The organism is Microbacterium sp. WCS2018Hpa-9, assembly GCF_031843745.1.
Lineage (GTDB): Bacteria > Actinomycetota > Actinomycetes > Actinomycetales > Microbacteriaceae > Microbacterium.
The window spans coordinates 83786-96677 of the sequence record NZ_JAVTIY010000007.1 but is presented as its reverse complement, the minus strand read 5'-3'; the positions used below and the strand labels follow the sequence as shown (position 1 = coordinate 96677).

The 12892-nt window shown below is 69.4% G+C and carries 14 protein-coding genes; 8 read left to right on the top strand and 6 right to left on the bottom strand.

Annotation, left to right across the window (positions count from 1 at the left end):
• The first annotated feature begins 7 nt into the window (after window positions 1-7).
• The gene (locus RQG82_RS15180) at window positions 8-1084 is read left to right on the top strand and encodes a HAMP domain-containing sensor histidine kinase (RefSeq protein WP_311259974.1); all 1077 of its coding nucleotides are present in this window, start codon (window positions 8-10) and stop codon (window positions 1082-1084) included.
• A gap of 147 nt (window positions 1085-1231) precedes the next feature.
• Here RQG82_RS15180 and RQG82_RS15175 read toward each other — a convergent pair whose 3' ends face one another.
• The gene (locus RQG82_RS15175) at window positions 1232-1885 is read right to left on the bottom strand and encodes an NAD(P)H-dependent oxidoreductase (protein ID WP_311259834.1); all 654 of its coding nucleotides are present in this window, start codon (window positions 1883-1885) and stop codon (window positions 1232-1234) included.
• Window positions 1886-1962: 77 nt separating this feature from the next.
• On the opposite strand from RQG82_RS15175, the gene RQG82_RS15170 reads away from it, so the two are divergent.
• Together RQG82_RS15170 and RQG82_RS15165 are read left to right on the top strand one after the other, a co-directional pair.
• The gene (locus tag RQG82_RS15170; RefSeq protein ID WP_311259833.1) at window positions 1963-2301 is read left to right on the top strand and encodes a helix-turn-helix domain-containing protein; all 339 of its coding nucleotides are present in this window, start codon (window positions 1963-1965) and stop codon (window positions 2299-2301) included.
• A complete protein-coding gene (locus tag RQG82_RS15165) occupies window positions 2298-2795 on the top strand; it encodes a hypothetical protein (RefSeq protein ID WP_311259832.1) in 498 nt (165 codons plus the stop codon). Before RQG82_RS15170 ends, RQG82_RS15165 begins: the two co-directional genes overlap by 4 nt.
• A gap of 171 nt (window positions 2796-2966) precedes the next feature.
• Here RQG82_RS15165 and RQG82_RS15160 read toward each other — a convergent pair whose 3' ends face one another.
• From RQG82_RS15160 to RQG82_RS15150, 3 genes are all read right to left on the bottom strand, one after another.
• Window positions 2967-4502, bottom strand: a complete 1536-nt coding sequence (locus tag RQG82_RS15160) for an SDR family NAD(P)-dependent oxidoreductase (protein WP_311259831.1) — start codon at window positions 4500-4502, stop codon at window positions 2967-2969.
• 256 nt (window positions 4503-4758) lie between these two features.
• Entirely contained in the window at window positions 4759-5964 is a 1206-nt protein-coding gene (locus RQG82_RS15155; protein WP_311259830.1) for a hypothetical protein, read from the bottom strand.
• Between the two features lie 74 nt (window positions 5965-6038).
• A complete protein-coding gene (locus tag RQG82_RS15150; protein WP_311259829.1) occupies window positions 6039-7274 on the bottom strand; it encodes a hypothetical protein in 1236 nt (411 codons plus the stop codon).
• Window positions 7275-7520: 246 nt separating this feature from the next.
• On the opposite strand from RQG82_RS15150, the gene RQG82_RS15145 reads away from it, so the two are divergent.
• The 4 genes from RQG82_RS15145 to RQG82_RS15130 all read left to right on the top strand — a co-directional run bounded on the left by RQG82_RS15145 (window position 7521) and on the right by RQG82_RS15130 (window position 9573).
• Window positions 7521-8585: a M4 family metallopeptidase gene (locus RQG82_RS15145; protein WP_311259828.1), complete on the top strand. Its 1065-nt coding sequence runs from the start codon at window positions 7521-7523 to the stop codon at window positions 8583-8585.
• Window positions 8560-8883 carry a protealysin inhibitor emfourin gene (locus RQG82_RS15140; RefSeq protein WP_311259827.1) on the top strand — a complete coding sequence of 108 codons (324 nt, stop codon included), beginning with the start codon at window positions 8560-8562 and terminating at the stop codon, window positions 8881-8883. Before RQG82_RS15145 ends, RQG82_RS15140 begins: the two co-directional genes overlap by 26 nt.
• A 58-nt stretch (window positions 8884-8941) precedes the next feature.
• On the top strand, window positions 8942-9271 hold the full coding sequence (locus tag RQG82_RS15135) for a hypothetical protein (RefSeq protein WP_311259826.1): 330 nt from the start codon (window positions 8942-8944) through the stop codon (window positions 9269-9271).
• A gap of 74 nt (window positions 9272-9345) precedes the next feature.
• Complete coding sequence (locus RQG82_RS15130) at window positions 9346-9573, top strand: hypothetical protein (RefSeq protein WP_311259825.1); 228 nt, start codon at window positions 9346-9348, stop codon at window positions 9571-9573.
• A gap of 21 nt (window positions 9574-9594) precedes the next feature.
• Here the strand turns inward: RQG82_RS15130 and RQG82_RS15125 are convergent, their stop codons facing one another.
• Window positions 9595-10647: a mechanosensitive ion channel family protein gene (locus RQG82_RS15125; protein WP_311259824.1), complete on the bottom strand. Its 1053-nt coding sequence runs from the start codon at window positions 10645-10647 to the stop codon at window positions 9595-9597.
• 86 nt (window positions 10648-10733) lie between these two features.
• Here RQG82_RS15125 and RQG82_RS15120 point away from each other — a divergent pair, with 86 nt between their 5' ends.
• A complete protein-coding gene (locus RQG82_RS15120) occupies window positions 10734-11603 on the top strand; it encodes a ribonuclease H (protein ID WP_311259823.1) in 870 nt (289 codons plus the stop codon).
• A 78-nt stretch (window positions 11604-11681) separates the two neighbouring features.
• Here RQG82_RS15120 and RQG82_RS15115 read toward each other — a convergent pair whose 3' ends face one another.
• Window positions 11682-12866 (bottom strand): FAD-dependent oxidoreductase, encoded by a 1185-nt coding sequence (locus tag RQG82_RS15115; RefSeq protein WP_311259822.1) that lies wholly within the window; start codon window positions 12864-12866, stop codon window positions 11682-11684.
• Window positions 12867-12892: the final 26 nt, after the last annotated feature.

The following is a 12892-nucleotide window of genomic DNA, read 5'->3' as shown; positions in this document are numbered from 1 at the left end:
CCCCGGCATGAGCGCCCGCTGGAAGCTCACGCTGAGCTATGCGGGTGTCGTCGTGGTGTCGGGCATCGGGCTGCTCGCCGCCGTCGCCCTCTACCTGCTGCGGTACGTGCCGGATGTGGCGATCATCGCCGACCGCTTCGTGCCGAACCGCAGCGACCTGATCCGCGCCTTCATCCCCGCGGCTGTCGTGATGATGCTCGTGCTGCTCGCTCTCGGGCTGGGCGGCGGCTGGCTCATCGCCGGACGGATGCTGGCACCGCTCGACCGCATCGGCCGCGCCGCCCAGCTCGCGGCTCAAGGGTCGCTGTCGCACCGGGTCGCCCTCGAAGGGCCGCGCGACGAGTTCCGCGACCTCGCCGACGTCTTCGACTCGATGCTCGAGAAGCTCGAGGCGCACCTCGCCGAACAGCAACGGTTCGCCGCTAACGCCTCGCACGAGCTGCGCACGCCCCTGGCGATCTCGCAGACCATGCTCGAGGTCGCCCGCAACGACCCCGACCGAGACGTCGACGCGCTGATCGACCGGCTGCACGAGGTCAACGCACGGGCGATCGAGTTGACCGAGGCGCTGCTGATGCTCAGCCGCGCCGAGCGCCGCACGTTCACGCGCGAGCCGATCGACCTCTCGCTGCTGTCCGAGGAATCCGCCGAGACGCTGCTTCCGCTGGCCGAGCGGCGCGGCGTGACGATCGACGTCGGCGGCGACGCGGCCAACGTGCTCGGATCACCGGCCCTGCTCCAGCAGCTGATCACCAACCTCGTGCACAACGCGATCGTGCACAACCACGCCGCAGACGGCACCGTCGTCGTGCGGACGCACACGCTGCCGCACGCGGTGGCGCTCGTGGTCGAGAACACCGGCGACGTGCTGCCCGCCCATCTCGTCGCGACGCTCGCCGAGCCCTTCCAGCGCGGTGCCGACCGCACGCGCAGCGACGATCACGGGGGCGTCGGGTTGGGCCTCGCGATCGTGCAGCGCATCGCGCAGGCGCACGACGGGTCGCTCGTGCTCACTGCCCGCCAGGGCGGCGGGTTGAATGTGACGGTGTGGCTGCCGCATCCGTTCCCCGAGCCGCTCGCCTGAGGGTGCTCACCTGACGGGTCTTCCGTGCCCAGCTTCGATCGCACACCTGCATGCTCGAATCACGGATGCATGCCCAGAACACCTTTTCTCAGCCTGCATCCGTGATCTCGGCCTGCATCCGTGCACCAGCCGGCCGGGCGTCCCGGATCAGGCGACCTCGCCCCGGAGTGCGGCGAGCTCGCGGCCGTAGGTGCGCGCCGACTGCTCGGCGTTCTCCTTGAGCTCGCGGGCGGTGTCGGCGAAGGCGTCGAGTGCGGGGTTCACGCCCACGAGAGTGAAGGGCCGCTCGACGATGCGCAGGTCGAGACCCCAGACGTCCTCGAGCACCCGGCGCAGCCATCCGGTGGAGTGGTCCCAGCCCTCCTTGGGGGTTCCGGGGGCGTAGTTGCCGCCGAGCACCGTGACGAGGGTCGCGGGCTTGCCGCGCAGTGCGGTGCCCTGCGGGTCGATGCGCGGGTCGGTGTAGGCCAGGTCGAACCAGGTCTTGAAGTGCTGCGAGACGCCGTAGTTGTAGAGCGGCACGGCGAACAGCAGCGCGTCGGCGCCGATCAGGTCGTCCGCGAACGTGGTGCCGAGTGCACGCGCTGCACGCTGGGCGTCGGTGCGCTGCGCCTCGTCGACGAAGCCGCCGGTCACGGCATCCGCCCACGCGGTCGCGGGCACGGGGTCCGCCGCGAGATCGCGGCGGGTGACCGTGGAGTCCGGGTGCGATGCGGTCCACTCTGCTTCGACGAGGTCGGCGAGCGAACGGCTGGCGGACGACGCGGGAAGGATGCTGGCATCCAGGCGGAACAGGGACATGAGGCTGCCTTTCGTTTGCGTAGTCGCTCTGTTTTTCTTAGCGACTCGCGTTAACGTAGCACAGGTATGATGGGCGCATGGCCGAGATCGACGAAGAGCGTCATGTGTGCGACGCCGCCGTCACACTGGCCTTCAGCGTGCTCGGCAAACGCTGGAACGGCATGATCGTCTCGTCACTCGGCGGGGGTTCTTCGACCTTCGTCGCTCTGCGGCGCGCAGTCTCGGGCATCAGCGACACCGTGCTCTCCGATCGCCTGGCAGAGCTCGCCAAGGCAGGGCTCGTCGCCCGCGCCGTCGACGCCGGCCCGCCGGTCACGGTGGCGTACTCACTGACCGACAGCGGCCGCGGGCTGCTGCCCATCCTCGACCAGCTGGGCACCTGGGCGTCCGCGAACCTCGAGATCCGCGCTCGATGACGATTCCCCAGGCACGACGACCCCGCCGCGCCTGGTGGATCCTTCTGCTGGTCGGCGCCCTCGTGCTCGTCGGGGCGGCTGCTCTGGCGTTCAGCCCGGGCTTCCGTCTCGCTCCGCCCGTGGCCTTCGGCGAAGAGCTCACGGTCGACCTCGACGAAGGCGACCACGCGATCTACGTCACCCCGTCGGATCAGTGGAGTGACATCGAGTGCACCGGCACATTCCCCGGGGGCGGTGTGCTGCAGCTGCGGCCCGACATGACGCAGCAAGGCCTGCTGATTCCCGAGGCGTGGGATGCACAGGGCAGCTTCGCCGTCGACACCGCAGCTCCAGCGACGATCACCTGCGACGGACCTGTCACCGAAGGGCGGTTCACGGTCGGACCCGTGGTGTCGTTCTTCACGGTCGTGGGCGCGGTGCTCCTCGGAATCCCCGGCATCCTGCTCGTGATTGCCGGCATCGTCGTGGGCGTCGTTCAGTCACGACGACCGTAGTCCCGTTCGTTCGGCCCGTTCCGCTCGGTCGTTCGAGCCGTTTGGCTGGCCGGTTCCCGCCTGGCTGACCGGAGAGGCTCGTTCAGCCAGCCATCCGGGGAATCGCCAGCCGAATTACCAGAGGCCAGATCAGGGGATGCCGGATCAACCGTCCTCTCACGGCCGCGGAACTCACCAGGGGCTGGGCTCGTAGTCCTTCAGGAAGACGCCGTGGATGTCTTCGCCGGCCTCGCCGCGCACGATCGGGTCGTACACGCGGGCAGCCCCGTCGACGAGGTCGAGCGGAGCATGGAAGCCCTCTTCGGCGAGGCGCACCTTCGTGTAGTGCGGGCGCTCGTCGGTGATCCAGCCGGTGTCGACGGCGGTCATCAGGATGCCGTCGGTCTCGAGCATCTCGCCGGCGCTGGTGCGCGTGAGCATGTTGAGCGCGGCCTTCGCCATGTTCGTGTGCGGGTGGCCCGGGCCCTTGTAGCGGCGCGAGAACTGACCCTCCATGGCCGAGACGTTGACCACGTACTTGCGGTTCGACGACGATGCGGCCATCGAGGCGCGCAGGCGACTGATCAGCAGGAACGGCGCCGTCGTGTTGGCGAGCTGCACTTCGAGCATCTCGAGCGGGTCGACCTGGTCGATCGACTGCACCCAGCTGTTCGAGATGTTCACGTCGGGCACCAGGCCGCCAGCATCGATCGCGGTGCCGTCGGCGTGCTTCGCCAGCGACGACGACCCGGGGGCCATCGCGAGGCGTGCGAGGTCTTCAGCGGTCAGCGCCTGGCCGCCCTGCTCGGCGACGGTTCCGCCCAGGGCCGCGACCGACAGCAGCGGGTGCGAGTCGACCGAGGCCTGCAGCGCCTGCGGATGCGGGTCGACGGTGTGACCGAAGGTCTCCATCTCGGGCAGGGGACCGTCGGGGAGCGGCTGCAGTTCGGCATCCGCCAGCAGTGAATAGGAGCCCGGCGAGCGGCGCACGGTCTGCGCGGCGTTGTTGATGAGGATGTCGAGCGGACCCTGAGCTGCGACCGAGTCGGCGAGACCGATCACCTGAGCGGGGTCGCGCAGGTCGATGCCGACCACACGAAGGCGGTGCAGCCAGTCGCCCGAGTCGGGCAGCGCCGAGAACCGGCGAACGGCGTCGCGCGGGAAGCGCGTCGTGATCGTCGTGTGCGCACCATCACGCAGCAGCCGCAACGCGATGTGCATGCCGATCTTGGCGCGGCCGCCGGTGAGCAGCGCGCGCTTGCCGGTCAGGTCGGTGCGGGCGTTGCGCTTGCCGTGGCTGAAGCGCGCGCAGTCGGGGCACAGCTGGTGATAGAACGCGTCGACCAGCGTGTACGGCTGCTTGCAGATGTAGCAGTTGCGAGGCTTCAGCAGCTCGCCCGCGATCGGGGCGTCGACGACGCTGGTCGCCAGGTCGTGTCCGCGGGTCTCGTCGTCGATGCGGTCGGGGGCGCCGGTCGCGGTGCGGGCGACGACGGCCCTGTCGGCGTCGGCGATCGCATCGCGGATCTCTTTGCGACGCACGCGCTTGACGGCCTTGAACATCGCGGCGGTCGCGTGACGGACGGCGACGAAGTCGGGGTGCTCGTTGTCGATCTGGTGCAGCTCCGAGAGAACCCGCAGCGTGATGGCGAGATCTTCGGGGTCGATACCGGCACCCAGGTCGGAAGACTCCCCGAGGTCGTCGGAGGGCAGGGGCACATCGGTCATTGTGCCGATTTTACGCGAGTTCGCGGGGTTCGTTCCTGGGAGCGCTGGGGGGGCACCGGCGGTCGGCGTTCACACAACTCAGCAAGAATCCGCGACGTCGACAAGAGGCGGACCGCAACGGCGGGAGAAACGGCCACCCGAACCACGATCCGTGCTGAGTGGTGAACGCCTCACGACTGAGGGGCGAAGCCGCGCACGACCCCGCCCCTCAGCATCCGGATCAGCAGCCGGCTCTCCATCCGGCTCTGCATCCGCCTCAGTGTCCGGCGGCGCCGACCACCACGAACTCGCCCGGCACGACGTCGAGGGTCGCTTCGGCCGAGACCTCTCCGGTGTGCAGATCGACGGCGAGGATGCGGTTGGCCGCAGGCTCCGTCACGTAGGCGATGTCACCGACGACGCGCAGACCGGGGTGCGGCTGCTGCCACTCTTCGGGGCTCTCCCACGCCTCGATGACATCCCACGAGTCGACGAGCGCGCCGGTCTCGTCGAGCACGTTCAGCGTGCCGTCCGATGCGAGCACGATGATGTTGTCGTGGCCGTCACGACCGACGCCGCGCCAGGTGTACTCGACCCCTTCGGGCAGGTCTACGACAGAAAGGGTCTGCGCATCCGTGTCGACGAGTGCGAGTTGCGAGAGCAGGTAGCCCTCCTGATCAGGGTCGGATTTGTAGTCGAGCGCCGCGATCGCGCTCGTGTCGGTCACGTAGGCATTGCCCGAGCGGCCGAACGCATCAGGTGCGTCGAGCTTCGTGAAAGCTCCGTCTGCGAACACGAGCACGCCGTCTTCGCAGCCGAACACGACCGTCTCGCCCTTAAGGGCACCCTCGCCGTGCACGCCCGGGCACTGCTCGTTGCGGGCGAGCTCCGACCCGTCATCGCCGAGCAGACGAACGCCGCTGCGCGACTCCGACGTGCCGATCGTGGTCAGCAGCGTGCCGTCTGACAGCTCGATCGCGACGCCGTGGTGGGCCGCTTCCGACTCGACGGTCTGCGACTCCGGCAGGGTTCCGGTGCCGACGGCATCGGTGTCGAAGAGGGTCACGTCTCCGGTGCCGTCATCGAACAGGGCGGTGCGTCCGGCGTGTGGGGTGGCGTGGCCGGGGGTGACGGCGTCGAACACCTCGCCGGTGAACTCGACGGTGTCGGACGCCAGGCCGGTGTCGAGCACATGGAATCCGTCGGCCGCCGTGACGAAGACGTGTCCGTCGTGGTCGCCGCCCGGGTTCACGCGCAGGAATCCTTCGAGCTCGGCCGAGTCGACGGTCTCGAGGGTCTCGCCGTCGAGCACGACGATGCCGCCGTCATAGGCGACCGCGACTCTGGTGTCGCCCTCGTGCGCCGAAGAGGATTCGGGTTCTCCGGATGCGGATGGCGCGGGGGTCGCGCATCCGGCGAGCGCGACCACGGCGAGCGCGGCGATCGCGCCGGCCGCGAGGCGACTGCGGGCAGGTCGATGCATGGGGTTCTCCTTCTTCTGGGTGGGTGCGCAGGGTGCGCGTGACGACGGATGCCGTCGATGAGTGCGGGCGCGGCTCAGCCGACGAGCTGGATGCGATGGGGATCGAGGCCCTCGAGAGTGCGGGTGATGGCGCCGTCTGCGTGGTCGATCTCGTGCACGGCTCCGGTCGCCGGGTCGGAGACGTAGGCATGGTGGGCGTCGACGATGAGCTGCACCCGATCGCGCAGGGTGGGGTCGGAGACGGATGCCGCGAGCAGCGGCTCGGTGCGGGCGAGCTCGGCGCCGTCCGGGGCGAGCACCCGCACGGTGCCGTCGAATGCGATCACGACCGTGCGGCTGTCGTCGTCGCCGACAGCCGCGGCGCGGAGCAGCGGGGTGTCGGTGGCGAGCAGCATCCATTCGCGCGCCCTGACGTCGAGCAGCCAGGCACCCTGGTCGGCGGCCACGCCGGCGAGATCGGGGCGGTCGGCTCGACCGGCGAGGTCGGAGGTCGGTGCAGACCCGGCGGGATAGGGGATGAGCTCCGCGGCGAGCGCTCCCCCGACTTCGCGGGTGACGAGCACCGCTCCCGCGTCGCAGGCGAAGACGGCGCCCACACGGGTGAGGTCGGCATCCGTCGCGCCTGCGCAGGGCGCGGCGACCCCGGTCGCTGTGCCCTCGGCGTCGAAGATCTGGATCGACTCGCCCGCAGTGGCGAGGAGGTGCCCCGAGAACGGGACGACGGGGCCGGTCGGGTCGACCGAGAGGCTGACGCGCGGGGCATCGTCGATGTCGGCGAGCTTCTCGTGATCGACGAGGGCGACCTCCCTGCCGAAACGGATGGCGGTGGCGGTGTCGCCGACCCTGATGTCGGCGGGGCCGGTTCCGTCGACGGTGCCGATGGTGCCCGCGTCGCCGAGGAACGAGTGCGAGTGGTCGCCGTGCGGCACGGTCCAGCGGCCCGAGTCGATGATGTCGACACGGGTGCCGTCTGGGTCGACATGGGTCAGATGGGCGAAGCGGCCGGTGCCGAGGACGGCTTCGGCATCCGCATCCGCATCCGCATCCGCATCCGCATCCGCGAGGATCGAGCGGTCTTCGGTCTCGAGGTCGAGCAGGGTGAGCTCTCCGTCTGCGTCGGCGACGACGAGTGCGAGCGCCGGCGATGCGACCTCGGCGGCTCCCCCACCGTCGACCCCGTCGTTCGGCGCGACTGCCGCGCTCGAAGCGGGTGCGGGAGAGTCGGATGCCGCGCAAGACGTCACGGCCAGCGTGGCCGCGAGCAGCGAGGCGAGAACGAGTGTGCGGCCGGCGCGAGGGGAGGGGGTCACGAGACCCCACCTTATTGAGAACGATTCTCAATCTCAAGTCGAGACGCTGTGGCGGTGGTCTGCGCGGGTCCGAATGCGACGCGAAGACCGCGCACACCTGCGAAGTCCGATTGCGCTCGCCAAGGCCGGATGCCGAGAATCCGGCCTTTCCTGGCGTGTTTCGCCTTCTGTGGCGCACATACTGCGACGGCACCCGGCCCCGCCAGCCCTTGCCAGAACGTCGGACCCCCGGCGTAGGGTCTGAACATGAGCAGCCACACCGAAATACCAGGAGTCGTCCCGTCCTACCTGCTCGCGCGCCTCGCCGAGTCGGGCCGCTACCCCCGTGCCGCCGCTGCCGCGCGGCAGACGCTCACGGCGGGCAGACCGCCGTTCCGTGCACGCCTCGACCTCTCGATCGACGAGAACGGCGATCTCGTCGCTCAGCTATCCGATGCCCCTAACCGCACTATCAGCGACGCCGGCAACACGCAGACCCTCCCCGGTGCGATCGTGCGCAGTGAAGACGACGAGCCGGTCGCCGACACGTCCGTCAACGAGGCGTTCGACGGCCTCGGGGCCACCTTCGAGATGCTGCTCTCCGCCTTCGGGCGCAACTCGCTCAACGACGCCGGCGCACCGCTCGACGCGACGGTGCACTACGGCATCGACTACGACAACGCCTTCTGGGACGGCGAGCGCATGGTGTTCGGCGACGGTGACGGCGAGGTCTTCGTCGGCTTCACCTCGTCGACCACCGTGATCGGTCACGAGCTCGCGCACGGCGTCGTGCAGTACACCGCGAACCTCGAGTACCAGGGGCAGCCGGGTGCGCTCAACGAGTCGATCGCCGATGTGTTCGGCGCGCTCACCGAGCAGCACCTCCTCGGGCAGAGCGCGGCCGATGCGACCTGGCTCATCGGTGCCGAGATCTTCACGGATGCCGTGCAGGGCAGCGCCCTGCGCTCCATGATCGAGCCGGGCACCGCCTACGACGACGACGAGCTCGGCAAAGATCCGCAGCCCGCGCACATGAGCGGCTTCGTCCGCACGACCGAAGACAACGGCGGCGTGCACATCAACTCCGGCATCCCCAACCGCGCCTTCGCCCTGTTCGCTATCGACCTCGGCGGCAACGCATGGGAGACCGCAGGAACCGTCTGGTACCGCGCACTCACCGGCGGCCTGTCGAGCACCGCGAACTTCACCGAGTTCGCCGACGCGACGGTCACCGCGGCATCCGCCATCGACGACGCCACGGCCGCAGCCGCTCGACGTGCGTGGGCGACCGTGGGAGTCTATGAAGATGAGCGAGTCCCCCGCACCGACTGACCCGCAGGTCGTCATCGCGGTGGTGCGCACGGGCGGCATCGCCGGCATCCGTCGCAAGTGGCGGGTCGAACCCGATCCCGCAGAAACACACCACTGGATCGCGATGATCGACAGCTGCCCGTGGGATGCCGACAGCGACACCGATGTCGGAGCAGACCGATTCATCTGGGTGATCAGGGTGCGCACGCCGTCGGAGGAGCGCGAGCGGGAGCTTCCTGACTCAGAGCTCGACGGCCCGTGGCGAGAACTCGTCGATGCCGTGCGCACGGCATCGACGGCTGCAGCGGACGCGGACTGACCTCTACGGTGAGAGAGGGCCGGCGCGATCACGCGCCGGCATGTTCAAGGGGGACATCATGCTGACAACCGACGAAGCCGCACGGCTGCTCGCTCTCTCGCAGGACGCGCACACTCGCGGCGATGTGCTGCTGCATCTGCAGGTCGAGATCAGCCGCCTCACCGGCGACGCATCGTCGTGGGGATCGGCTGACAACCAGTTCACGAGCAACGAGAGCGTCGGGTACTTCCTCGGCGAGGTCGAAGGCGTCGGCTGGCGGCTCGAGCACACGGGCTATACGTTCGTCGAGTCGGGCGCGACGACCTCGGCGCGCATGCTGAGCACCGGCACCGGCGTCGTCAATCACGGCGCGGTCGTGGGCTACTTCACCTTCCGCCGCGTCAGCTGACAGCATCCGTCCGAACCGATCAATCACGTGTGAATCCGGCCACCCTGCCGCGGGGCAGGTCGAGAATGGGTCGCATGGGACTTTTCCAGCAGCGCACCGACGAAGAAGAGAACCAGTGGACTCTGCCCTCTGAGCCGCTCGAGCGCTCGGAGTCGGAGGTTCTCGACGAGGCGCCGTCCGTCGACCCGCTGTCGATCGGCCTGGGACTCGGCCCCGGTGCCTCGATCAGCTCGGTCGCCTTCCCCGTGGCCGCGCCCGCACCCGACGCCTTCGCCATCGAGAACCGCGAACCGGAAGACTGACGTCGCCGACGACTCTGTGCGTCAGTCCGCGAGCTGCGGAGCCAGGTCGAGCCGTGTTCGCGGAAGCGCCTCGGGGTGCTCCCGCTGCAGCCAGCCGATCATCTTCTCTCGCACCTCGCAGCGCAGCGTCCACTGATCGCCCGAGTCCTTGGCCGACATCACCAGGCGCACGGTGACGAACCCGCCCCGCGCCTCCGTGACGGCCGCGTCGGACGAACGGCCGTCCCACGCCGGTGACGCTTCGACGATGCGCTCGAACTCCTGGCGCAGCTCGTCCATCGGCACCCGCCAATCGAGATCCAGATAGACCGTTCCGAGGATCTTGTCGGACTTTCTGGTCCAGGTCTCGATCGGCGTGGTCGTGAAGTAGCTGCACGGCACGACGAGTCGCCGTTCATCCCAGATGTAGACGACCACGTACGAGAGGTTGATCTCGCCGATACGCCCCCACTCCCCCTGGATGACCACGACGTCGCCGACCTTGACGGCATCGGTGAACGCCACCTGCACGCCTGCGATGAGGTTGCCGAGGATCGACTGCGCGGCCAGGCCGGCGATGATGCTGACGATGCCGGCAGACGCGAGAAGGCTCGTGCCGACCGCACGCATCTCGGGGAACGTGAACAGCACCGTGCCCAACGCGAGCACGGCGATCGTGACCAGCACGAGACGGTGGATGACGAGGAGCTGCGTGCGCCGACGGCGCGCCTCAGGACCGACGAGCACGGCCTCCTCGCGGTCGATGAGCCTCTCGAAGCCGAACGAGACCGATGCGGCAAGAAGCCACGACCCGCTCAGGATCGTGGCGATCAAGAAGATCCTCGACACCGCGGGCCACCACGACTCCTCTGCCGGTTCGGTGACGGACGCGGCGATCCAGATCGCCACCACCGCCGAAGTCACGATCATCGCGTTGCGCACCCGACGGGCGAGATCACGCACCCACGGCACCCGCCGGCTGATCAGGCCGGCAACCAGAGCAAGCAGCACGAGTGCGGCTGCGGCGACGACGATCGCGGCGCCGATCGCCACCGCGCTGCCGATCCAGGGATCCCAGGTGAAGTCGGAAGGCATCCGCCCACACTATGCCGCGGCCGGGCAGCGCGCGAAAGACGCGGGCACGCGCAAGCAGTGTCGCCGGGCGCGGCTACGGTTGAGGGATGACGATCACCGCCGCCGCAGACGGCTCCGCCCTGGGCAACCCCGGCCCCAACGGCTGGGCCTGGTACATCGACGACGACAACTGGGCCGCGGGCGGTTCGCCGCACGGCACGAACAACCAGGGTGAGCTGCGGGCCGTGCTCGAGCTGCTGCTCGCGACGGCTGGCATCTCAGAGAAGCTGATGATCGAGTGCGACAGCCGCTACGTGATCGATTCGGTGACCAAGTGGATGCCGGGGTGGAAGCGCAAGGGCTGGCGCAAATCCGACGGCGGACCGGTGCTGAACCGCGATCTGCTCGAGGGCATCGATGAGGCCATCCGTGGTCGCGACGTCGAGTTCTCGTGGGTCAAGGGCCATGCCGGTCACCCGTTGAACGAGGCTGCCGATGAGCGCGCGAACGCGGCGGCCAAGGCGTATCAGGCCAAGCAGGAGCCCCGCCGAGGGCCCGGCTTCACCCTGGCGACGGATGCCGGGGCCGCCGCCGCGGCATCCGCACCGATCGCCGCGGCCGCAGGGCGATCGGACGCAGCAGGCAACCCGACCGACGACGACTCCGCGTGGGCCGATGCGGTCGAGGCTGACGCCGCGCTGATCGCGTCAGGCGACTCCGGAGCCGATCCGTGGGGCGCCGCATCGCAGGGCGCAGGCGCCGCAGCGGCATCCGGCACGTCGTCCACCGCAGCCGTCTCGGTCGCCGAGCCGCTCTGGGCTGAGGCCGCGGATCTCTTCGACGGGCTCGACGACGAGCCTGCGATCGACCCGGTCGAGCTGACGATCTCGCTGACGGGGGCCGAGCACGCCCGCCTCGTCGACCGCGCCACGGCGCAGGGCATCTCTCTCGAGGAGGCGCTCCGTCGTCTGATCTGACGGCGACACGCGCTGGCTGCTCAGCGGCCGCGCACTCCGACGCCGCCCGCGAAGGCCACCTCCGACCGGGCCGACGCCTCAGCCGAGACGCTCGGGTCGAGCACCGAGGCCGACGAAGCGGCCGGTCAGGCGAGTCAGGGCGGGATGCCGACGCAGCATCCGCAGTGGCAGGGGCAGCGGGGCTCCCGGTCGCGTCGTCGACAGGAGCGGCCCCTGCAGTGCGCGCTGCACGGCCTGCGTCACGATGACCGGCCAGGCGCGGCGGCGCTGGACGCGTCGCAGCTCGACGAGTTCGGGCACGCCCCTGTGGAGCGCCGGTCCGAGGATGCGGGCCGCAGCGACCGCATCCTGAATCGCGAGATTGATCCCCACCCCGCCCGCGGGCGACATCGCATGCGCGGAGTCGCCGATGCACAGCAGGCCGTCGAGATACCAGCGACGCAGCCTTTCGAGTCGCACCCGCAGCAGATGCACGTCATCGGCGACGAGCTCGGCGGCGACCCGACCGAGGCGAGGCGAGATCGAGCGGAAGCGCTCCTTCATGCGGGCGAGGTCGTCGTCCGATCCCGTCCAGGTCCCCGCGGGAATGACGTGCGCGATCTGGAAGAACTCCTCCCGATCGATGGTGATGAGCATTCCGGCGCCGGCCTGCACGAACGGGTAGGTCTCGTCGCCGTTCTTCGGCAACCGGAACCACAGTACGTCCATGGCCGCCGCGACTCCCGACGGCGTGAGCCCTGCCGCGTCGCGCACGACCGAGTCGCGCCCCGACGCGTCGACGACGAGCCGTGCGCGGATGTCGAGGGAGCCGTCGACGCCGGTCGCGACGACGCCGCCGATGCGCCCGCCGTCATGAGTGATCGCGTCGACGCGGGTCGACCGCAGCAGATGGAACCCGGCGTATCTGGCCGCCTCAGCGGCAAGCAGGTCGAGGAAGTCCCATTGCGGCATGAACGACATCACCTTGCGAGCCGTCGGCAGGTGTGAGAAATCGGCGAGGGCGAGTTCGGTGCCGTGCCAGCTGAGCATGACCCGCTGCATGTCGGCGTGCGGCTTCGCGAGGAACTCGTCGAGCAGGCCGAGCTCGCCCAGCAGCTGCTGGGTCGAGGGGTGGATCGTGTCGCCGCGGAAGTCGCGCAGGAAGTCGGCGTGCTTCTCGACCACGGTGACATCACGCCCCTGACGGGCGAGCAGCAGACCGAGCATCAGCCCGGCGGGGCCGCCGCCGACGATGACGCAGTCGGTGTCGATTCGCGTGTTCATGGGTAGAGCTTCGACCGCGCAAGTGC

What these genes read in the sequence shown, in the direction of transcription:
- RQG82_RS15180 (WP_311259974.1), top strand. Translation starts at nt 8, where the DNA reads ATGAGCGCCCGCTGGAAGCTCACGCTGAGCTATGCGGGTGTCGTCGTG.
- RQG82_RS15175 (WP_311259834.1), bottom strand. Translation starts at nt 1,885, where the DNA reads ATGTCCCTGTTCCGCCTGGATGCCAGCATCCTTCCCGCGTCGTCCGCC.
- RQG82_RS15170 (WP_311259833.1), top strand. Translation starts at nt 1,963, where the DNA reads ATGGCCGAGATCGACGAAGAGCGTCATGTGTGCGACGCCGCCGTCACA.
- RQG82_RS15165 (WP_311259832.1), top strand. Translation starts at nt 2,298, where the DNA reads ATGACGATTCCCCAGGCACGACGACCCCGCCGCGCCTGGTGGATCCTT.
- RQG82_RS15160 (WP_311259831.1), bottom strand. Translation starts at nt 4,502, where the DNA reads ATGACCGATGTGCCCCTGCCCTCCGACGACCTCGGGGAGTCTTCCGAC.
- RQG82_RS15155 (WP_311259830.1), bottom strand. Translation starts at nt 5,964, where the DNA reads ATGCATCGACCTGCCCGCAGTCGCCTCGCGGCCGGCGCGATCGCCGCG.
- RQG82_RS15145 (WP_311259828.1), top strand. Translation starts at nt 7,521, where the DNA reads ATGAGCAGCCACACCGAAATACCAGGAGTCGTCCCGTCCTACCTGCTC.
- RQG82_RS15140 (WP_311259827.1), top strand. Translation starts at nt 8,560, where the DNA reads ATGAGCGAGTCCCCCGCACCGACTGACCCGCAGGTCGTCATCGCGGTG.
- RQG82_RS15135 (WP_311259826.1), top strand. Translation starts at nt 8,942, where the DNA reads ATGCTGACAACCGACGAAGCCGCACGGCTGCTCGCTCTCTCGCAGGAC.
- RQG82_RS15130 (WP_311259825.1), top strand. Translation starts at nt 9,346, where the DNA reads ATGGGACTTTTCCAGCAGCGCACCGACGAAGAAGAGAACCAGTGGACT.
- RQG82_RS15125 (WP_311259824.1), bottom strand. Translation starts at nt 10,647, where the DNA reads ATGCCTTCCGACTTCACCTGGGATCCCTGGATCGGCAGCGCGGTGGCG.
- RQG82_RS15120 (WP_311259823.1), top strand. Translation starts at nt 10,734, where the DNA reads ATGACGATCACCGCCGCCGCAGACGGCTCCGCCCTGGGCAACCCCGGC.
- RQG82_RS15115 (WP_311259822.1), bottom strand. Translation starts at nt 12,866, where the DNA reads ATGAACACGCGAATCGACACCGACTGCGTCATCGTCGGCGGCGGCCCC.